Below are 20,774 nucleotides of genomic sequence, written 5' to 3' on the forward strand. Positions count from 1 at the left end.
CCGCGCGCCCCCCGCGCCGCCCAGCGCCGCCCGCGCCGGCGCGCCGCCCGCCCCCCCCCCCCCCGTCCACTGAGACCCGAGTACCTGGATCAGGGGGTGACGATGTCGAACTTCGTGTCGACGTCGTCCAGCACGGCCAGCAGCTTGAGCAGCAGGAACGGGTTGCCGGTCATGGTGATGCCCGCGGTCGACCTGGTGCCCAGCATGACGAGCAGCTGGTTCTTGCTCATCGTCATGGTCAGACCCGCGCTGCGGCTGGGCCTGCTGTCGGTGGTGTGGGTGAGCACGCCGTTGGCCAGCACCAGATGCCAGTACTTGTCGCCGATGTGCCAGTCGATGGCCAGCTTCAGACCCCAGGCCTTGGGGCCGTTGATCCGGACGGCCATGCCGTCGATGAGCTGGCTGACCGTCAAGGCCGCGTACACATCGGGCCCCAGCGTCGCATCGATCTCGGTGTGGACGCCCTTGACCAGTTCCTGGGCGCCCGTCAGATAGAAGTTGCGCCACACGGCGTTCTCGGAAGCGTGGCCGAGCTGGGTGTAGACCTCGGCGAGCTGGTGCTTGGCCCGGATGTCGGCCGGGTTGTTGAAGACGGCGTGGTTCAGCAGTGTGACGGCGAAGCGCAGATCGCCCCTGCGCGCGTACTGCGCGGCGCGGGCACGTACGGCGCTCTGGCCGCCCATGCACGCGACGTAGCGGCGGGCCTCCTCGACGGGAGGGTGCTCCCACAGATGGGCGGGGTTGCCGTCGAACCAGCCCATGTAGCGCTGGTAGATGCCCTTGACGTTGTGGCTGACGGAACCGTAGTAGCCGCGATTCGCCCACACCCGCTCCAGCGAGGGCGGCAGCTTGAGGGTTTCGGCGATCTCGGACCCGGTCATGCCCTGGTTGATCAGGCGGACCGTCTGGTCGTGCAGGTAGGCGTAGAGGTCCCGCTGCTGGGTGAGCAGGTCCACGATGTTGTCATTGCCCCAGGTCGGCCAGTGGTGCGAGGCGAAGGCGACATCGGCCTTGCCCGCGTAGAGGCTGACGGTCTCGGTGAGATAGCCGGCCCAGGCGTGGGCGTCGCGGACCTGGGCTCCGCGCAGGGTGATGATGTTGTGCATGGTGTGGGTGGCGTTCTCCGCCATGCACACCGCGCGCAGGTCGGGGAAGAGGAAATTCATCTCCGCCTGGCACTCGCTCGACGGGGTCATCTGGAACTGGATCCGGACCCCGTCGACGGTGACTTCCTGACCGGTCGTGCTGATGTACTGGGTGGGGGCGATCAGTCCGACGGTGCCCTGCGAGACGGTCAGCCCGAGTCCGCAGCCGACCTGGGCGGCGGCGTTCTTGGGCAGCATGGTGCCGTACATGTAGGAGGCGCGGCGGGCCATGGCGGCACCCGCGTAGACGTTCTCGCTGACCGCGTGCTCCATGAAGCCTTCGGGCGCGAGTACCGGGATGCCCACGCCGCCGTCGGGCAGGACCCCGCGGCAGCCGCCGAAGTGGTCGAGATGCGGATGGGTGTAGATCATGCCCTTGACGGCGCGGTCACCCCGGTGTCTGCGGTACAGCGCCAGCGCGGCGGCCGCGGTCTCGGCGGAGATCAGCGGGTCGATGACGATGACGCCGGTTTCGCTCTCGACGATGGTCATGCTGGATATGTCGAGACCGCGGACCTGGTAGATCCGCTCGGTGACCTTGTACAGGCCCTGCCGGGACACCAGCCGGGCCTGCCGCCAGAGGCTCTTGTTGACGGTCTTGGGCGGTGTCTCGCCGGCCTCGGCGAGGAAGCGGTAGGCGTCCGTGTCCCAGATCGTGGTACCGGCCTTGTTCTTGATCGGTCCACCGGTGAACGCGGCGATGAAGCCACGGTCCGAGTCTTCGAAGTCCCGCTTGTCGCCGTAGTCCAGGTGAGCGGTACTCGTCGCCGCGGGGTTACCGGCGGGGCCCTGTCCGGGGAACGCCTGGGCCGTCTGCGGGTTGATCGCGACTGCCGCCGCTGCGGCACCCGCTGCGGCGACGAAGCCGCGCCGGTCCAACGAGGTCATGGTGCACGTTCCCTTCTCGCAAGGATCGGGTCCGGTCCCACTGGGCGCGTGCCGGACCGTAGTGCAGTAAGACTGCAACATGAGTCGGGGCGCCACTATTGCAGTTGGAGTGCATCAAAAGAAGATGTGGGACACAGGTTTTGCCTGGAGCCCAGCCGGGTGTCCCGCTCAGGGCGCGGGTGGGGGTTCCGGTGCCGGCGAGGGTGCCGCTTCCGCATCCGGCGCGTCACCGAGCAGGGCGCGCAGGCTCCGGCCCATCGCCGACCTGGTTGCCGCGTCGCCCAGACCGCGCCGACTGCGCAGATGATCCCAGGCCGCCCAGGACGAGGCGGCCTCCAGCGAGTCCAGTAGCCCGCCCGCCCGGCGCGCTCCCGCTACCCGCCCCAGCTCGGGCTCGAAGGTCCGGGCCAGGTCGTCCCGCAGCCAGGCGTCACCCCAGCGCATGATCCGGTGCAGGCCGGGCGAATCCGGTTCGAGCCCGAGACCCACTTTGCGGATCGGCGTCATCCGCTCGTACATCCGGCCGCGCTGGGCCAGGAAGACGCGCACCTTGTACGCCGTCGCGCGGTCCGGGGGCACCGGTTCGGACAGTGCCAGCCAGCGGTCGGTCTGCCGTTCGGCGGCTGCCGTGTACAGCGTTTCCCGGTCGGGGAAGTGGACGAAGACGGAGCGTTCCGACACCCCGGCCCGTTCCGCGATCGCCTTGCTGGTGGGCTGGTGTACGCCTTCGGCCACCAGGTCCAGCACCGCGTCCAGCAGTACCGCGCTGGTCCGCTCGGGGTCGCGCCGCCAGCGGGGTTGTCGTCCTGTTCCGGGCGTGCCGCGGGTGCCGGGGGCCGGTTCATCTCGCTTGTCTCGTGCGTTCACGTGGCACATAGTCTCAGCCGCTACACTCCCGCCGTCCGAGCCCGCGCCGGGCCGCTCGTGCGATCCCGCGCCGCGAGTCGGGCGTCGGCCGGCACGTTCGGAAGCAGTCCCACCGAACGGTTTACAAAAGTCTCGACGCACCGTCATATTGCTTCATCCATAAGGAAGTTCACCACAAGAGCTGTGGTGGGCAGGCAGTACTTGCTCGTGTCACAGTCCGTTGCGGAAGAGTTCCGACGGAATACCCCCCGAAGGGCAAGACAGTGTCCACACTTCGTACCCAGCGCAGAAGCGCCGTCATCGCCGTCGCCGTGGTTTCGGCGGCAACGGCCATGGCGACGATGCCCGCGGCGCATGCCGGTGCTTCGTCCCAGTCGGTGACCGGCACGTTCAACGTCCTCTCCTACAACGTCGCGGGTCTCCCCGAACCGCTTTCCGGCAGCGATCCGGCCAAGAACACGAAGCTCATCTCACCGCGGCTCAACGCCTACGACGTCGTCAACGTCCAGGAGGACTTCGCCTACGACGACGACCTCCGCAAGTACGACCAGCACCCCTACCGCACCAAGGCGTCCGCCAAGGGCTGGATATTCGGAGTGCCGTTCTCCGACGGCCTGAACTCGTTCACCGACTTCAAGCAGAACAACCTGGTCCGCAAGGACTGGGACAAGTGCACCGGTACCAACTGCCTGACACCCAAGGGCTTCAGCTATGTCCAGCTTGAGCTGCCGGGCGGTGCCAAGCTCGACCTGTACAACGCCCATATGAACGCGGGGTCCGGCTCGGAGAAGGAACTGCGTGTCCGACGCGACAACACCCGGCAGCTCTCGGAGTACATCCAGAAGCACTCCGCCGGCAACGCGGTCATCGTCATGGGCGACATGAACAGCCGTTACACCCGCTCCGGTGACATCATCCGCGCACTGCGGGACGACAACGGGTTCACCGACGCCTGGGTGGAGCTGATCAACGGCGGTAAGACCCCGGACATCGACGACAACGCGAAGACCTGCAAGACCGAGACCTCCTGCGAGGTGATCGACAAGATCTTCTACCGCAGCGGGGCGGGCGTCGAGCTGAAGGCGACCTACTACAACAACGAGTACGGGGCCTTCCTCGACTCCGACGGCAAGCAACTCTCCGACCACAATCCGGCGACCGCCCGGTTCACCTACACCATCCGGTAGGCGACCGGACAGGGCATCCCCGAACGCCCGGCCGTGGGCCCGAACAACGGCCGGGCGTTCACCTCTGAAGGGGTTCGCCGCCGCTGGTAGGCCGCGATCCGCGCTTCGTGAAGGCTACGCGGCGTGGTGGCGGTGTCCTGTGTCAGGACTTGCCGCGGCCGGTGACGAAGTCACGCACGCGATCCACCAGCCCCGCACCCGGGGCGAGCAGCTTGTTGGCGGGCGGGGTGTCGGGTGCGGAGGGATGAGGTCTGGTCGGGGCCATGGCCTTGGCCCGGCGGACCTTGTCGCCCAGCTCGTCCAGCTCGTCCGGCGTACACGCCTGTTGCAGCCGGGGGAACAGCTGCCCTTCCTCGTCGCCGACATGAGCCTCGACGCCGTCCATCAACTTCTGGAGGGTGGGGTGGAATTCCTCGTCGTCGACCCTCATCTTCTCGAGCTTCTTCATCAGCTTCTCGATCCCGGCATGCTCCGCGATCTCCTTGTCCGCGAGCGCGTCCCCGCCCTCGACATGCTGACGGACGGCCGGATACAGGTACTGCTCCTCCGCGACCGAATGCCGTACGAGCTCGATCGTGACCTCGTCCAGCAGACCACGCAGGCTGATGTCCCCGGTCGGCAGCGCCTCGATCCGGGAGAAGAGTTGTCCGACCTCACGGTGGTCAGCCATGAGCTCCTCGATCACGTTTCCGCCGTGCCCCATGCCTCTTCCTCTCGCATCGCCCAGCGGCCGGGATTTCCCGGCCACGGCTCATGCGTTCCCCACCTCCCACCGCCGCCTGCACCATCCGTGGCAGCCCACCCGTCCGGCGGCAGCCGATGACGCGACCGCAGGAAGCCCGGCCGGAGCCTGGTGACTGACCCCTGACTTCCGCCACCGCGCTGAGCCGGCTGCGGGCACCCGCGGCCGGCGGTCGCCGGGTACCCGGCCTGATGGCGTCCCCAAGAGGTGGCGCCGTGATCGTGTGTCGTGACGCCGCTCGGCCATCCCGGGACCCGGGGCACCCGGGAGACCGAGGCGCCGGGTCGCCTGAAGGCGGAGCGTTCGAGTGCGAGGCGATGACCTGGGCAGGCGTGTGCTGCGTCATACGGTTCCGGCCCGGTGGGCCGGTAAGGTGCGCGCTCCACGCTCGATCGGATGTTTCTCGATGCCCGCAGACCTTTCTCCGCTCATCGCTGCCACGACGCAGTGGCTCACGCGCTCCTTTCCGGCGGCCGGCGGCGCGATCGCGGTCGCTTTGGCCGAGGCTCAGGCCAGGCAGGCCGTCACGGTCGCGGCATGGCTGCGTTACCCGACGGACGCGGATGCGGCCCTGGTACTGATGGCGGGGCCCGGGGGCTCCGCGAGGCTTGACTGGGTCACCGGTGCCTGCCTCCGGGAAGAAACCGGTGCCGAGGAGCACGCGTGGCGAAGCTGGGTGGATGAGGTCGTCGTGAGCTGGGCTGCCTGCCTCCTTGCCGACCCTTCCGCAGCCAGGAAAGCGGAGGAAGCTGTCGCCCATGGCGAGCACGGCCGAGGGGCGGTCGACTTTCGCCGCCTGACGGCCCCGGGTGCCCACGACAGGGCGGCTGCGGTCCTGCTGCGTCATCCGGACCTACTCCAGCCGATAGCCCGTTTGCACCAGGCGGGACTTCTCGATCGGCTCAGTCAGGAAGCCGCCCAGGTTCGCTGAGACGATCACACGCGGAGTGGGCCGCGAGGCCGACGGCGATCACCGGAAGTGGTCGTCACGTCGTCCGGGCCGTCGACGCGGCGGTGAGGTGCTCGGCAGAGACCCGGAGCCCCTCGACGCGTCCCAGCTCACTGTCCTCGTGCTCGATATTGACCGCTATGTCCGGATTGACCGAGTGCAGCGCGTCGAGGAACCTTGCCCAGTAGGCCTCGTCATGGCCCCGGCCGACGGCCACGAAATTCCAGGAGGCCTCTTCCGGGAAGCGATTGAGCACATAACGCCCGCCGAGGCCAATGGTGCCCGGCTCATCGGGGTCGGGAGCCGTGAAGCGGTCGTCGAGAACCCCGTTGACCTGGCGCCGCTCCTCGTTGATCCGTACATCCTTGGCTGCGGCGTTGAAGACACGCTCACCAAGCTCCGCGATGGCCGCGATCGGCTCGATTCCCTGCCAGAACAGGTGACTCGGGTCCATCTCGGCACCGATCTGGGTGGAATCCGTCCGCTCGATGAGCCGCTGCAGGGTCGCCGGGTTGTAGACGAGGTTGTGTGGGTGCATCTCAATGCATACACGAACGTCGTTCCGACGGGCCCTGGCCTCGATGTCGCGCCAGAAGGGCGTTGCGACCTCGTCCCACTGGTAGGTCAGGACCTCGGTCGCGGCGCTGTGCCAAGGAGTCACCATCCACGCGGGGGCGAGGCATCCCGGGTGGGCGCCGGGCTGGCCGGACATGGTGACGATGTTGCGCACACCGAGCTTGCCCGCCAGTTCTATCGTCGCGTGCAGGTCGCGCGTGTGCTGCATGGCGACTCCGGCATCCGGATGCAAGGCATTGCAGTTGACGTTCAATGCCGTCAGTTCCAGACCCGCGCCGGCGATCTCTGCGAGATATTCCTTACGTGCCCGCTCGCTGACAAGAAGCGCGTCGACGTGGCAATGGGGTGCGGTGAGAAAACCGCCTGAGTTGATCTCGATGCTGGTCAGGCCGAGTTCGGCCAGTAGGTGCAGGCAGTCAGGAAGACTCCTGTCATGCAAGCACGCTGTATAGGCGCCGAGTTTCATAGATCGTCCCTGTATTCTGGGTGTTCTTCGGTTTGGTGCGGTACAGGTGGACCCGGATTCGAAGAAGCCTGCGCCCGACAATGTCAGAGCGCTTTGACCATACCGCCGTCGATGACGAAATCCGCTCCGGTTATGTTCGCGGCCACGTCTGAAAGAAGGAAAACGATGAGCGCCGCGACTTCGCGAGGCTCGGTAATCCTTCCGGTGGTTATACCGAACCGCTCCGGAATCTGTCTGAGGAATTCGGCATGCTCGACTCCTGCAAGAGCGGCGATCTTCCCGCCAAAGTTGTCCGCGTCCCCCCATATACCGGTGAGAACGGTGCCGGGGGATACGGTGTTGACGCGCACTCCCTGGGCGCCGAATTCCTCGGCCAATGATTTTCCCAAGGCTGTGAGCGCAGCCTTGGAGACGCTGTAGGCCACCGGCGCGGCAGCCGGCAGCTTGGAGTTGATGGAGGATACGTTGACAATGGCGCCGCGACGCTCGATCAGGCTGGGCAGCGCGAGTCTGGTAGCCCGTATCGCACTGAACAGGTTGAGGTCCAGGACCTTTTGGAGCGTGGTGTCATCGACCTCGAGAAACCCGCCGGGTTGCACCGCGTCGCCGGCACCCACATTGTTCACCAGCAGATCGATGCCGCCCAGTTCGGCGAGCGCGGTCTTGATGAGCGTGTCCACACCTTCGGCGGTACCCAGGTCCGCGGCCACCGGGATCGCGCCCGCCGCCTCCAAGTCCGGGGTGGTCCGCCGGGCAGCCCCGACGATGCGCACACCCTCGGCAGCCAATGCCTCGACCGTCGCGAGGCCGATGCCGCGGCTGGCCCCGGTGACGACGGCGACCTTCGAGTCGAGGTTGAGATCCATGACTCTCCACTTCTGCCTGCCGCCGTCGAGAATTCACTGTGAATTCCAGCGGCGCATTAGGGAACGGAATGCGCACGGCCACACATCAGTCTATCGCAGTCGCATCGGCATCGCAGATCCTGAACGTGCCAGGTATTCCTCCGAGGATTGCGCTCAGCGGCGCCTCCGAAAGGAGGCCGGGCAAGGTTCGCTGGGGATCTGCGATTGGCTCGCTCAATCTGATCAAGGAGGTCAGAGTGGCCTTAACCGCGGGGAAAAAGGGAATCGATCATAGGGTTTCGGAACCTTCCTTCGGGGTCGAATTTCTCCAGCAGTTTCCGAAAGTCTCTCCAGCGTGGATACAGTCCAGCCACTGTAGGAGGATCCATCGCAAACAGCTTTCCCCAGTGCGGCCTGGCGCCCAAAGGACCCAGCGCTTCCTCCACATGCCTCACAGCCTGCTCCACTCTGTGCAGGTCCGGGAGCCAGGTGAAGTGCACCGTCACAGTGCTTTGTCCGTATGCGGGCGACAACCAGCACTCGTCCGCGGCCACCGATCGCACTTCCACTGTGCGCACGACCCGGGCCACCTGGTCTTTGATGCTCGCGATCGCCTCCAACGCTCGTGCCCCGTTCTTCGAAGGCATCGCATACTCCGATTGCAGCTCATCACCGGTGGCTGGCTCGAATCCCGCTCTGAAGTGAGGCAGCAGTTCGAACCACGGTGCCCGCGCTCCAAGTTGGGGCGTACAGTGCGCCGCCGGGAATCCGGGTACCGGGTGGCGTTGCGTGCGCGCAGGCCGTGCCCCCGACCCTGAGAGGTCCCACCCTTCGTCACCCACCCGCTGTTTCACCCATACGTCCGCTGTATCACCTAGTGCCCAGAACACGGATACGCTGTAGCCCGCTCCGAGTACTTCCTCCAGGCGCTCCACCAGGCTGGAGAAGGGCAGCCCCTCGAACACGAACTGCTTCATGTCGAAGCTGTCCAGTACGTCCAAAACGAGTTCCACCACCACCCCCAGCGCTCCGAGTGACACCGCGACTCCTGGGAAGGAGCGGTCTTCGCGCGTTACGCGGCGCACGGAGCCGTCACCCGCGACGAGGGTTGCCTCGCGTACTCCCGACGCCACGCACCGCGCCCCCCACCCCGACCCATGTGTGCCTGTCGCGCACGCCCCGGCGACTGAGATATGAGGTAGTGACGCCAGTGCCGGCAGTGCGCCTCCGAAGCCGTCCAGCACCGGACACAGGTCGCCGAAGGTCAGCCCGCTGCCGACTCTGACTCCTGTCGGGACTCCCTCCCTGCCCCGTACCGCCTCGCATACCCAGGGCATCTCCCGCAGGGACACCAGGACTCCGCTCGTGTCACCCACTCGGGAAAACGAATGACCGCGGCCGAACGCCTTCACTCCACTCGGACCCGCTCGCGCCACAACCTCGACCAACTCCGCCAGCGATGCCGGGTATACCGCTTCCCTCGCACCGAAGGCCACATTTCCGGCCCAGTTCACCAAGCTGGTTGTACTCATGCCTCGGTCGCGCACAGCTTTCACTCCCCGGATAGGACCAGCTTGATGACATCGCCAGAAAGATCGTCAAGAGCGGTCTCTGCCTGTCTCAGCGGACGAGTGGCCGTGATCAGACTTTCGAATGGCAGAGTTCGGTCAGCTAGCAGAGCACTGCCTTCTCTGTACGATTGCGGCGGGTTGAAGGTGACGCCGATGATTCTGATGCTCTTCTGGCAGATGTCACGTGCCACATCGATGGGGATCGTGACCCCGTCGGAGACGGAGTTGCCCACCTCAACCACTGTCCCCAATCGCCGCACGAGAGCCAGTGCTTCTGACAGTGCGGCTGGGCTGTTCGTTGCGTCCACGGCGAGATCCGCGCCGCGGCCGGCGGTGATGTCGAGAACCTTGCGTCTGCGCCCTTCGCTATCGAGAGCGCCGGTGTCGAGGACAGCGTCGGCACCCATGCGATCGGCCGCAGCCAGGCGCTGGGGACGAGACCCGGAGGCGACGATCGTGCCCACGCCGCAGCGTCGAAGTGCCAGCACGGTCAGTAGTCCCACGGTTCCGAGTCCCATCACGACCGCGGTGGAATCAGGTGTCAGCACCTCGTCCCAGGTGCCGGTGGGTGTACGCGTGACATCCAGCGAACGGAGGGCGACAGCAAGCGGATCAAGGAGAGACGCGACCGCTGGCGAGATGTCGTCGGGTACCCGCCAGAACCAGGTTCCTTGGCGGACGACCATATGGCGGCCAAAGCCTCCGGTCAGGCGGACCGTGCCGGTGGTGACCGTGTCCGAGGGCGGTGCGCCGATGGCCTCGGGGGGAATGCCGTAAACGAAGGCGTGTTCGCAGGTCGTTGCCCCGGGACCGAATCGTCGGCAGCCCCAGCACTGGCCGCAGGCCACCCACGGGAAGAGCGCTACGGTGTCCCCTATACCGACTCGTACCCCGTCTGCGTCATGCCCGGTGAAGCCGGTTCCGGTTGCCGCGATACGGCCGACGATCTCGTGTCCCAAGACAAGAGGCCGGGCCGGTTCCATGGCGATGAAGTGAGCGTCGGTTCCGCATATCCCGTTCGCCGTCACTTCGAGCAGGAGCCCACCGGCTGGCGGATCCCCAAGGGGCAGCTCCTGCCACTCGAGAGTCCGACGGCCAGTCCAGACCATGGCCCTTGAGGTTTCACCGAGTGCCATCTCACCACGTCTTTCGGAGACCGGGTCAGGGAGCGGCCGACTCCTCAGGGTCCTTCTTCAGGCGGCAGGAGGGTGGCGAACCCGCGGTCGTCGCGGTACGCCGGACGACCGTCGTCCATGACGAGCGGCTGAGAGAGCTCAGCCACATACTCGGCGCGGATGCCGTGCAGGAGTTGCTTCTCGGTGAACCAGAGAAGGGTTTTTCCACCCGGCCCGTCCAGTGCCATCCCGTCGCATCGGATGCCCTGCGCCTCAAGTTCGCGAAGGCGCCCATCCACGTCGGGGTAGTCCATGAATCCCAGATGGTGTATGCCTTCCCCTTGAGCCGCGGAATGAGTACCCTCTCCGCAGAACTCCATAAGCTCTATGTAGGGGGGTCCTTCGCGAGAGAAGCTGATTCGCGCATCGTGATAATGCGGCTCGGTATCAGAGCTGTCTATATAGAAGTCAGTGCGATATCGGCCCACTTCGCTGAAGGTGTATCCAATGCCTCGCGACCAGCGCTCGATAGCTTCCTCAAGGTCTCCTACCAGGACCCCCACGTGGTGAATGAGTGGACTGCCCACTTGCCACACCTCCAGCCTCTTCTCCACTGTGCCCGTGCGTCGGTCACATCCTTTGAGTGGGCACGTTGAGGGCTCGGTTTCAAATTCTCTGGACTATTTGTGATGCCTGCTCGACCTCTCGAGCAGTGATGTCCTCGACGAAAGTCGTCTGTCCAATCCCGGTAAGAAGCGCCAGATGCTGGGAACCACCGCGATGACGCACCGTGTCGGCAAGGGCCCGCTTGAGGAGATCTACATCCTTGAACATTTCATGGGTCAGTTGAAGCCCCATGCCGCCGGCACAGGCAATGATTCGGCTGTAGTCCTCCTGAGGCAGCAGTCCCCTGTTGAGCGCCAGGGCTGCGCAGTACACGATCCCCATCGTGACAGCCTCGCCGTGGAGGATTCTGGCTTTCATCTCCACAGTGGGCGAAAACGTGTGTCCGTAGTCCACAATACGTAGCAGGTCCTTCTCCCACAGGTTCTTCTGCAACTCGGACGACATGCCGTTAATGGCCCGATGCATGACCTGACGGCCTGGTTCACTTTTACTCGTCTGAGTACCCGTGTCCTGCAGCCGCTCTTCGACGAGCATGGGGCCGAACTGCTCAAGGAGTCGAAAGAGTTCGGGATCCTTGATGAGCGCCATTTTGAGGACCTCTCCCATTCCGCTTCGAATCTGGCGTATAGGGAGAGTGGCGATGAAGGAACGGTCGATGAGAGTCAGAGGTGGCGGGTGGAATGTGCCGAGTCGATTTCTGAATCCCTCGAAATTGACACCGTTCTTGGCTGAAACGCTGCCGTCGATCTGGCCAAGGAGCGTAGTCGGAACCCGTACATACGGAATACCCCGGCGATAAAGGCTCGCCGCCATTCCGACAACGTCCTGAACTACGCCGCCGCCCATGGCAATTGGTGGAGTGCCGGATCTTTCAGTGCCGATCTCATTGAGTCGGCTGGCAACCCTGAGTACGTTCTCGATGGTCTTGTGCTCGTCTCCAGCCGGTATGGTCATGTAGCTCATCGACGAGTCATTGACGGAAAAATACTTGCGCACTCTTGACCCGAAGAATTCGTCAACAGCCTCATCGAGAACAGTGAGCCGGGGCCCGTGGGCCTCCCCTCCTCCCGGTACCTGTCTCAGTTGCGGGTTCTCGGGGTCGAGTAGGTCGACTGTTTCCAACACCTCAAACTGGACCTCTTGTGAAGTGCGAAGGACCCAACGGCCCAGTCCGGTCGTAGTGTCCTTCATAACACCACCCCAACTCATCCGGCGTCTTACCCCACCCCAAACTCACCCGGCGTCCACGCTACTCCCCTCACCCGAAAGGCGCGCGCGGCAGACAGTGGCGCACGGAGAAGCCCCACACAGCGAGTCGTCCGATTCTCAGGCGCAGCGCTGTCCGGACTCCCGGCGGGGCAGTGCATCGTCGCAGTGCACCCTGGCCGTCGGCACTGCACGACCGGATTCGATTACCCACCCGGGCTCGCTGGTCGGTGGCACAAGTTCGCCAGTACACTCGTGAAGACATCGAGAGTAGCGAGATGCGGCCCGCAATGGCACACGCCTGAGGGGCTGTGCGGTTCAACCCGCCGGAAAGGGCGAACGCCGAGCCGCGTCGCTCGGAGGCAGATCCCCTCGACATAAGCCGGGCTTTACTCACGTCAGGTGCTCTAGGGACGTTCGCTTTGCGGCGCTGCACCTCGATCTGCGAAATGCCTGGCCATGGGCGCGGCAGGATCGCTCTCACAACCCAGTGTGCTGTTCACAGAACGCTCGTGTAGGCGAACCGCCGGAAGGGAGCATCAAGGTGGGTGTCCCGATGTGCCGTCTCCGAGACGGAATGACGCTGCCCGCCATAGGTCTGGGCACCTATCCGCTGGACGACGACGAAGCGGAGAGAGTGGTCGCGGGGGCACTTGAGGCGGGCTATCGGCTCATCGACACGGCCATGACTTACGGCAACGAGACCGGGGTCGGCCGTGCCATCGCCCACAGCGGGATCGCCCGCGAGGAAATCTTCGTCACCACGAAGCTCCCGGGTCGGGATCACGGTTACGAGCAGGCGCTGGCGTCCTTCGAGGGGTCCCGCCGCAGGCTCGGTCTCGACTTCGTCGATCTCTACCTCATCCACTGGCCGCTGCCGAGACTCAACCAGTATGTGAAGTGCTGGCAAGCCCTGATCCGGCTGCACGAGGAGTCCGTCACACGGTCCATAGGAGTCTCCAACTTCACGGTGGAGCACATCCAACGCCTTGAGAGTCAGACCGGTGTGCTGCCCTCGGTCAACCAGATCGAGATGCATCCGGCCCTCCCGCAGCGCGAACTGCGCGCCTTCCACGAGACCAAGGGGATCCGGACGCAGAGCTGGCGGCCCCTTGGCCAGGGAGGGACTCTACTCGCGGACCCCGAGGTCGTCGGTATCGCTGCACGCCACGACGTCACACCCGCGCAAGCCGTTCTGCGCTGGCAGACCCAGCTCGGCTCGGTCCCGATCCCCAAGTCAGCTGATCCCAGGCGGCAGCGCGAGAATCTCGACATCTTCGGCTTCGAACTCACCGATGACGAACTGTCCCGTATATCCGCCCGGTCGCCTCACCGAATCGGCGGAGACCCCGATGACCACGAAGAGTTCTGACAGCCGTACGACAGGTCCTCACATCACCGGGACTCGACTGCTGACAGCACTTGCCGGCTCGCAATTGCTGGTCGCGCTGGACTTCTCGATCATCTACGTCGCGCTTCCCGACGTCGGCAGGAGTCTGCAGTTCTCCAGTGCGGCCCTGCAATGGATCGTCAGCGCCTACGCGATCTTCTTCTCCGGCTTTCTGCTGCTGGGCGGCCAAGTGGTGGACGCGCTCGGAGCGAACCGGGTCTTCCTCGCCGCGCAATCGCTGTTCGCGCTGGCTTCCGTGGGCGCGGCGCTGTCCGGGAGCGCCTCAACGCTCATCGCCGCCCGCGTCGGTCAGGGTGTCGCCGCGGCCATGCTGGTGCCGGCCACACTTGCCCTGATCAGCTCCGCCTATCCCGCAGGACCCGCCCGGAACCGGGCACTGAGCATCTGGGGATCCACCGGCGCGGTGGGCCTCGCACTGGGGGTGGTTGTCGGTGGTGTGCTGCTCACCGTCGCGTCCTGGCCCTGGATCTTCTGGATCAACCTGCCGATCGTCGCCGGCTGTCTGATCGCCGCGGGGGGAGCGCTGTTCAAACCGGCCACTCACGACCGGCGGCATGTGGACATAAGCGGTGCCCTGCTGGCCTCCATCACCGTGGTAGCGGTTGTGCTGACCTTCACGGAGGTCGCTCGCCCCCACACGTCGTGGCTGGCGGTCGCCGGATCGGCGGTCATGGCCCTCGCGGCCGGATTGTTGTTCTTGCTGGACCAGCGTCGCGGCCGGCACCCGCTCATCCCGGCCATGCTGTACCGCGTGCGCACCCTCCAAGTAGCCTGCCTCGCCTCAGCGCTCTACTGGGCGAGCTTCGGCGCAGAGTTCTTCGTGTTCACGCTGTATCTCCAGGACGAACGCGGGTACTCCGCGCTGGCCGCGGGGCTCGCGTTCCTACCCCTCGCCGCGACCATCGGTGCGGGCAACATCATCACCGGCCTGCTCGCCGGACACTGGGGGCTCAGGAAGCTCCTAACCGTGGCCTACTCCGTCGGCGCCGCAGGACTCGGGGTGCTGGCCGCAGCCTCGGCCGTGTCGAGTGCCTACGTCACCGTGATCCTGCCCGGCCTGGTCCTCAGTGGGTTGGGACAGGGCATGGCCTTTGCCGGTACGTACATCACCGGTACACGCGATCTGCCGGCGGAGAGCAGCGGAATGGGCAGCGCGGTCATCAACACGACGCAGTACACCGGCGGTGCCATCGGCTTGGCGATCCTGGTGGTCCTACTCGGCCAGAATCCGGGTCCCGCGTCCTTCGCGCTGGCCTTCTCCGTCACGGCCGTTCTCGCGCTGGCCGTCGTCCCGGTCATCTGGCGGTTCCTCTCCCCCGCAGACAACGCAGCCGCATGACCTGGTGCGGTCGGCAAGCGCCATGCGGATGCTGCACCTCCGCCCTACCATGGAGACATTGTCTGCGCCCACGGAGTTCCTCCGCACGGATACGCGTCCGCCCCCGCACGGTGCAGACCGGTGTGGGGACACGACCAGCCGCGTTAGGCGAGGTGCGATGACCGACATCAGGTATGAGACGGATACGTTGATCGTCGGATCCGGGCCGATCGGTGCCACCTTCGCTCGCGCGCTGGTGCAGGCAGGGCACAGTGTCCTCATGCTGGAGGCCGGAGCCCAACTGTCGGCGGACCCCGGAATGAACCTGAAGAACACCTACGTCCATCAGCATGACACCAGCCTCTTCTCGTCGATCATCCGAGGCCATCTGCACATCCTCTCGGTGTCCAACAGCGCACGCGCCGAATTCGCGGTGGAACCGACGGCGGCTCGGGAACCGACAACCAACCACGGCCGCGTCCGCTTCACCGAGAATCCGGAACAGGACACGTACCGGAACATCCCTGCTGCTTCGGTGTGCTACGCCGTGGGGGGCATGGCGACGCACTGGACCTGTGCGACGCCGCGTCACCATCCGCTACTCGAGCGCTACGACGGGGTCCCCGAGGAGGACTGGGACCGCTTCTACTCCGACGCCGAGCACATCCTCGGGGTAAGCAGCCGAGAGTTCGACCACTCCGTCCGGCAGAGACTGCTGATTGACGCCCTGCGAGGTGAATTCCACGAACTGCCGGAGCCATACGGAGTGCAGAGCCTGCCGTTGGCGGCCGAACGCCGGGCCGGAAACCCGTCCATGGTGAGGTGGGCGGGCTCGGACACCGTCCTCGGGGACATCGCCCACGGCGATCCCCGCTTCTCACTGCTGCCGCAGCATCTGTGCACGCGACTGATTCCGGATGCGACAGGTTCACGGATCGTTTCCGCGGAGGCTCGTGACCTCCTGGAGTCCCGGATGGTCCGGATCGAGGCCGACCACTACGTGGTGGCCGCTGGTGCCGTTCTCACACCGCAACTTCTCTGGGCGTCCGGCATCCGGCCGAAGGCACTCGGCCGGTATCTCACCGAGCACCCGATGGCGTTCTGCCAGGTGGTGCTCCACAGCGATCTACTGGACCGATTGAGGTCCGACCCGCTCTTCGTGTCGGAGAGGCGGTGCCATCGGGAGGCCTCGCCCGATGGCGATGTGCTCATCCCGATGGACGACCCGGAGCCGAACGTCTGGATCCCTGTCTCGGCGAATCGTCCATGGCACGCTCAGATCAACCGGGACGCGTTCCAGTATGGCGACCTCCCGTCGTATGTCGACGACCGTCTGATCGTCGATCTGCGCTGGTTCGGGCTGATCGACCCCCGGCCGGACAACAGGGTGACATTCTCTGCCGCGCACACGGACCTCCACGGTATGCCGCAACCGACGTTCGACTTCACGTTCAGCGACGACGACACCGCCCGGCAGCACGCCATGATGACCGACATGCTCCGGGCCGCGCCGGTGCTCGGAAAGTACCTTCCGGGATCCGAGCCGGAATTCGGCACGCTCGGCCTGCCCAACCACATCGCTGGAACGGTCCGTATGGGGCAGGACCCGGACCACAGCGTGGTGAATGGCGACTCCCGGGTCTGGGACTTCGAGAACCTCTACCTCGGCGGGAACGGGGTCATCCCCACGGGAACGGCGTCGAACCCGACGCTCACCAGCATGGCGCTGGCGCTGATGGCGGTTGATCACCTCACACAGGGGGCTTCGTCGCCGTCGACGCGATCTTCGCGTAGCCGTGGCCCGTCGGCAGGACCTGTGGAGCGTGGCTCGTAGCTCGGCCGCGGGCCCAAAGTCCCAGAGAATTCCCAGAGATGCCGCCGCATCCCTCCCTGACCCGCTGAGCCGCGGGTCGGACCGGGTGCGGCGGCAGCCACGTATCAGATGTCGCGGAACTTACAGCTCGGGAATGTGACCTGAGGGCTATTCAGGCAACGATGCCCCTGACCAGCAGAGGAGAGGTCATCAATGGTTGTTGGTGGTCTCCCTGGGTCGTCCTCGGACGGCCCAGGGGCGGCCCAGAGCGTGTGAGATGCCGGAAGCCGTGCTCAGGCCGGAGGCAGTTCCTTGTACGTGTGGACCCGGTGCCACTGGTAGTACGGCTCGCGCTGGGGGCCCACCAGGTGACGGTGCGGCCTGCCAGCCGTTCCTGGATGTGTGTGGCGATCTCTGGAATGTCTGCGGCGAGAGGGCTGACCTGGATGCCGCCTCCTTCCGCGACGGTGACGTATCCGTGTCCGTATAGGGCGTCGCAGCCGAGGGTGCAGGGAGCATGGCGATGTTGGCGTTGCGGTCAGGCGTAGAGCCGCATGCCTCCCGCTGCTCTGCGGAGGTCACGCTCTCTGAGCCTGTCGCTATCGGCGGGATCGAGAAGCTTCCTGCCGTCGGATGTCCAATCGGAGCCGCGCTTCCCGCTGAGTCGGGTCAAGGCCTCATCCATTGCGACGGCGTTGGCGAGGGCCCTTCCCCAAGACTGCACCAACTGTTGTATCTCCTCGTCGTTCAGTTGCACGCGCTGTTCCCTGGCTACTGGCAGGACCATGACCTGGATCTTCGTCAGCTCATCCGCCTGCATGGCCAACTCCTCCAGAAGCGCCGCACTACGGTCCGTCCCCGAGAGCAGCGGGGCCCAGCGAGCAATGACGGCTCGGAAGTCGTGAGAGACGCCGCGCAGCAGCGAGTAAGCGGCGATCAACCAATCGCGATCCCTGGCGAGGATCTCCAGCCTCCGCTGCGTTGAAGGGTCACAGGAGTAGTTGTTCAGCGCCAGGCGCTCTGCTACCTCGGGCAGATTGTTGCGTGTCAGAGTGCGCTTGATCTGGGCCGACAGGTCGCGATCCTGGCGGAAGTCACGGTCCTCGACGAAGTCTCCACCGTTGAGCAGGAACCACATCATGCGGCGTTGGGCGAGAGGGGCTCGAGCGAGCGATCCGCACGCCACTAGAATGATCAACCGCAGCCGTGACTCGTCCCGGCGTGCCACCCAGTCCTGCACGAGAGTGGCTCCAAGAAGAAGGAAGAGCACGGACGACAGCGAACCGGTAAAGAAGGGGTGCTGGCTCCAGAAAGTGCTGAGCTCCCCACCTGGCCACTCAGTTGCCGTCAAGGCCAGGATGATCGCGACTAGGCAGGCGCTTAGCACCTTGCCCCTCCGATGCTGGTATGCACCCCTCGCCATGAATCCCCCATATTGGTCGGCACAGTGACGGTCCCGCCGAGCGGTTCCTACCCATGCTTGGCCCCGGAGCACTCGTCAGGACCTGACTAGAGACGGTCGGCACATCTGATTTGTAAGCCTGGCGCCGCGCGTGGATATGTCCTCGCTGTTCGTCTTGCGTGCCACGGTGCCGAGTCTGCCGACGGGCGTTCGCGCCGCTACGGGCTCCGAGTGTTCGTGATTGACCGCTCGATCTGGCACGGATCTGGCACGCGGGCCGTCGTCGGCACCTGCCTTGTAAGTTCTGGCGGACGGGCCGTCTTGAGCCCATGTCCGCTGTCGTTACTCGGCAAGGTATGTGGACTGTAGCGAGCCTTCGTTGACCGTACCTGACCGTCTGAGGTGGCACGGTTGCGGCACCTCGTGATCTGTAGCTGCTGCGCGTTGGAATCTAGGGTCGCTTCCTTCACCTGTGTTGCTCGACTGGTAGCGTCCGGCACCATGTGGGCTCAAGAGATCGTGGCCGGCCGACCAGCTTGGCGGCACACCCCCTCCGGAGTGGTCTTCCGTGCCGTTCCTGGTGGGACGTTCCGAATGGGCTTGTCCGACGCGGAGCTGGACGCGGTCCGCGCCATCGAGCGAGCCGACGGTGCCGATGACGATCTCGAACCGTTCTTCGCTGGCGCCGTCCAAGCCCGACCGGTGCGTGAAGTGCGGGTCGAGCCATTCATGATCGCTCGGCATCCGCTTACAGTCGCGCAGGCGCGGCATTGGCTACCCGAATATGAAGACAGCTTCGCTGACTCGGCTTCGAGTACGGCCCGGTTCGAGGACGACTTGGACGACTTGCTGGCTACGTTGCCCTTCCGACTGCCCAGCGAGGCCGAGTGGGAGTACGCAGCTCGGGCTGGCACGACCACCCTGACCTTCCGCGGTGATGATAGGCCGGACGAGGACCAGGTGCTCGACGACTTCGCCGACGAGGAGCGCACTGCCGCGGCTGAGAACGCCTTCGGGTTGGTGGCAATGGGGTCGGCGAACGAGATCTGCGCTGACGTGTGGATCCCTCATTTCGCGGATGCACCGGTGGACGCACGCCCCCGCACCGGGGAGGGATCGCACGTGGTGCGCGGAGGTGCTGGCGACCTCTATCCGTGGCAAGGCTGCAATGAATGGCTGTTGTTGCTTTCCGCCACTCGCGATGAGATCCACGACTTCACGGCAGTCCGTCCCGTTGCACCTGTGCCAACCAGTCAGGGATGCGCCTAGACAGCGGGGTCTGCTGCACGATCGGGTGACATCTGAACTGGCTTGCCCTGTGGGGCGGGTGGGAAGGATGTTGCTGTGCCCAAGCCTTATCCGGAGGAGTTCCGCCAGGACGTCGTGCGGGTCGCGAGAAACCGCGGCCCGGGTGTGACCGTCGAGCAGGTGGCCACCGACTTCGGGGTCCACCCGATGACGTTGTGGAAGTGGATGCGCCGGGCCGACATCGATGACGGTTCCAAGCCCGGGGTGACCAGCCAGGAGAGCGCGGAACTGCGCGAAGCGCGTCGGCGGATCAAGCTGCTGGAGCAGGAGAACGAAGTCCTGCGCCGGGCCGCGGCCTATCTGTCGCAGGCGCATCTGCCGGGAAAAGGATCTACCCGCTCGTGAAAGAGCTGGCCGTGGACGGGGTGCCCGTCACGGTGACGTGCCGGGTACTCAAGCTCGCCAGACAGCCCTACTACCGCTGGCTCGACAAGCCGGTGGCCGACGCCGTGCTGGAAGAGTCGCATCGCGCGAACATGGGATGCACGCCTTGCGGCACTTCTACGCGTCCGTCCTGTTGGACGCGGGGAGAACGTCAAGGCTCTGTCGGAATACCTCGGCCACGGCGACCCGGGGTTCACCTTGCGGACCTATACGCACCTCATGCCCAACAGTCAGGCGCGAGCGCGGAGGGCCGTCGACGGGGTCTTCCGCGGAGGCGGAGACACCGGCGACGGCCCACAGGCGGCCCAGGAGGGAGGGAATGCGTCCTGACCTGCGGCTTAACTAAATGTCGCGGAAGATCTCGATCTGCGCGCCCACCGAGTTGAGGCGCTCCGCCAGATCCTCGTAACCGCGGTTGATGACATACACGTTGCGCAGCACCGACGTGCCCTCGGCCGCCATCATCGCCAGCAGCACGACCACTGCGGGACGCAGTGCGGGCGGGCACATCATCTCGGCGGCGCGCCAGCGGGTGGGGCCCTCGACCAGGACGCGGTGGGGGTCGAGCAGTTGGAGACGCCCGCCGAGGCGGTTGAGGTCGGTGAGGTAGATCGCGCGGTTGTCGTAGACCCAGTCGTGGATGAGGGTCTTGCCCTGGGCGGCGGCGGCGATCGCGGCGAAGAACGGCACGTTGTCGATGTTCAGGCCGGGGAACGGCATGGGGTGGATCTTGTCGATCGGCGCTTCCAGCTTGGACGGACGCACTGTCAGGTCCACCAGCCTGGTGCGGCCGTTGTCGGCGGTGTACTCCGCCGTGCGGTCGTGGTCCAGGCCCATCTCCTCGAGGACCGCGAGCTCGATCTCCAGGAACTCGATCGGTACCCGGCGCACGGTCAGCTGCGATTCGGTGACGACGGCGGCGGCGATTAGGCTCATCGCCTCGACCCCGGGCTC

General features: G+C 65.5%; 17 protein-coding genes and 2 pseudogenes. 8 read left to right on the forward strand and 11 right to left on the reverse strand.

Annotated elements, in window-relative coordinates:
* Nucleotides 1-89 precede the first annotated feature (89 nt).
* Together ACFWI9_RS22325 and ACFWI9_RS22330 are read right to left on the reverse strand one after the other, a co-directional pair.
* Nucleotides 90-2,033 carry an alkyl/aryl-sulfatase gene (locus ACFWI9_RS22325; protein ID WP_387164481.1) on the reverse strand — a complete coding sequence of 648 codons (1,944 nt, stop codon included), beginning with the start codon at nt 2,031-2,033 and terminating at the stop codon, nt 90-92.
* A 168-nt stretch (nt 2,034-2,201) separates the two neighbouring features.
* Nucleotides 2,202-2,900: a TetR/AcrR family transcriptional regulator gene (locus ACFWI9_RS22330; RefSeq protein WP_387164482.1), complete on the reverse strand. Its 699-nt coding sequence runs from the start codon at nt 2,898-2,900 to the stop codon at nt 2,202-2,204.
* Nucleotides 2,901-3,163: 263 nt separating this feature from the next.
* Here ACFWI9_RS22330 and ACFWI9_RS22335 point away from each other — a divergent pair, with 263 nt between their 5' ends.
* Nucleotides 3,164-4,087 carry an endonuclease/exonuclease/phosphatase family protein gene (locus ACFWI9_RS22335; RefSeq protein WP_387164484.1) on the forward strand — a complete coding sequence of 308 codons (924 nt, stop codon included), beginning with the start codon at nt 3,164-3,166 and terminating at the stop codon, nt 4,085-4,087.
* Between the two features lie 142 nt (nt 4,088-4,229).
* Here the strand turns inward: ACFWI9_RS22335 and ACFWI9_RS22340 are convergent, their stop codons facing one another.
* Entirely contained in the window at nt 4,230-4,790 is a 561-nt protein-coding gene (locus tag ACFWI9_RS22340; RefSeq protein WP_387164485.1) for a hemerythrin domain-containing protein, read from the reverse strand.
* Between the two features lie 445 nt (nt 4,791-5,235).
* On the opposite strand from ACFWI9_RS22340, the gene ACFWI9_RS22345 reads away from it, so the two are divergent.
* Nucleotides 5,236-5,760: a hypothetical protein gene (locus tag ACFWI9_RS22345; protein WP_387164487.1), complete on the forward strand. Its 525-nt coding sequence runs from the start codon at nt 5,236-5,238 to the stop codon at nt 5,758-5,760.
* A gap of 55 nt (nt 5,761-5,815) precedes the next feature.
* Here ACFWI9_RS22345 and ACFWI9_RS22350 read toward each other — a convergent pair whose 3' ends face one another.
* The 6 genes from ACFWI9_RS22350 to ACFWI9_RS22375 all read right to left on the reverse strand — a co-directional run bounded on the left by ACFWI9_RS22350 (nt 5,816) and on the right by ACFWI9_RS22375 (nt 12,169).
* Nucleotides 5,816-6,793, reverse strand: a complete 978-nt coding sequence (locus ACFWI9_RS22350; protein WP_387164489.1) for a sugar phosphate isomerase/epimerase family protein — start codon at nt 6,791-6,793, stop codon at nt 5,816-5,818.
* 110 nt (nt 6,794-6,903) lie between these two features.
* On the reverse strand, nt 6,904-7,686 hold the full coding sequence (locus tag ACFWI9_RS22355) for an SDR family oxidoreductase (RefSeq protein ID WP_387164490.1): 783 nt from the start codon (nt 7,684-7,686) through the stop codon (nt 6,904-6,906).
* Nucleotides 7,687-7,928: 242 nt separating this feature from the next.
* The gene (locus ACFWI9_RS22360) at nt 7,929-9,179 is read right to left on the reverse strand and encodes a D-arabinono-1,4-lactone oxidase (RefSeq protein ID WP_387164492.1); all 1,251 of its coding nucleotides are present in this window, start codon (nt 9,177-9,179) and stop codon (nt 7,929-7,931) included.
* A gap of 38 nt (nt 9,180-9,217) precedes the next feature.
* On the reverse strand, nt 9,218-10,372 hold the full coding sequence (locus ACFWI9_RS22365) for a zinc-binding dehydrogenase (RefSeq protein ID WP_387164493.1): 1,155 nt from the start codon (nt 10,370-10,372) through the stop codon (nt 9,218-9,220).
* A 44-nt stretch (nt 10,373-10,416) separates the two neighbouring features.
* On the reverse strand, nt 10,417-10,965 hold the full coding sequence (locus ACFWI9_RS22370; protein ID WP_387164494.1) for a VOC family protein: 549 nt from the start codon (nt 10,963-10,965) through the stop codon (nt 10,417-10,419).
* 52 nt (nt 10,966-11,017) lie between these two features.
* Nucleotides 11,018-12,169, reverse strand: a complete 1,152-nt coding sequence (locus tag ACFWI9_RS22375; protein ID WP_387164496.1) for a sedoheptulose 7-phosphate cyclase — start codon at nt 12,167-12,169, stop codon at nt 11,018-11,020.
* Between the two features lie 571 nt (nt 12,170-12,740).
* Here ACFWI9_RS22375 and ACFWI9_RS22380 point away from each other — a divergent pair.
* From ACFWI9_RS22380 to ACFWI9_RS22390, 3 genes are all read left to right on the forward strand, one after another.
* A complete protein-coding gene (locus tag ACFWI9_RS22380) occupies nt 12,741-13,556 on the forward strand; it encodes an aldo/keto reductase (RefSeq protein WP_387164498.1) in 816 nt (271 codons plus the stop codon).
* Nucleotides 13,537-14,934 (forward strand): MFS transporter, encoded by a 1,398-nt coding sequence (locus ACFWI9_RS22385; protein ID WP_387164500.1) that lies wholly within the window; start codon nt 13,537-13,539, stop codon nt 14,932-14,934. The genes ACFWI9_RS22380 and ACFWI9_RS22385 overlap by 20 nt, the downstream gene beginning before the upstream one ends.
* Before the next feature lie 157 nt (nt 14,935-15,091).
* Nucleotides 15,092-16,747, forward strand: coding sequence for a GMC oxidoreductase (locus ACFWI9_RS22390; protein WP_387164502.1), 1,656 nt, complete (start codon nt 15,092-15,094; stop codon nt 16,745-16,747).
* 517 nt (nt 16,748-17,264) lie between these two features.
* Here ACFWI9_RS22390 and ACFWI9_RS22395 read toward each other — a convergent pair.
* On the reverse strand, nt 17,265-18,077 hold the full coding sequence (locus ACFWI9_RS22395; protein ID WP_387164504.1) for a hypothetical protein: 813 nt from the start codon (nt 18,075-18,077) through the stop codon (nt 17,265-17,267).
* A 645-nt stretch (nt 18,078-18,722) separates the two neighbouring features.
* On the opposite strand from ACFWI9_RS22395, the gene ACFWI9_RS22400 reads away from it, so the two are divergent.
* The 3 genes and pseudogenes from ACFWI9_RS22400 to ACFWI9_RS22410 form a co-directional block, all read left to right on the forward strand.
* A complete protein-coding gene (locus tag ACFWI9_RS22400; protein WP_387164506.1) occupies nt 18,723-19,397 on the forward strand; it encodes a formylglycine-generating enzyme family protein in 675 nt (224 codons plus the stop codon).
* 75 nt (nt 19,398-19,472) lie between these two features.
* Nucleotides 19,473-19,781: an IS3 family transposase gene (locus ACFWI9_RS22405; protein WP_018893116.1), complete on the forward strand. Its 309-nt coding sequence runs from the start codon at nt 19,473-19,475 to the stop codon at nt 19,779-19,781.
* Between the two features lie 118 nt (nt 19,782-19,899).
* Nucleotides 19,900-20,150, forward strand: a pseudogene (locus ACFWI9_RS22410) (site-specific integrase); the annotation flags it as partial.
* A 12-nt stretch (nt 20,151-20,162) separates the two neighbouring features.
* Here the strand turns inward: ACFWI9_RS22410 and ACFWI9_RS22415 are convergent.
* Nucleotides 20,163-20,774: pseudogene (locus ACFWI9_RS22415) on the reverse strand (UDP-N-acetylglucosamine 1-carboxyvinyltransferase); the annotation flags it as partial.

Source organism: Streptomyces sp. NPDC127084 (assembly GCF_042724175.1).
GTDB lineage: Bacteria > Actinomycetota > Actinomycetes > Streptomycetales > Streptomycetaceae > Streptomyces.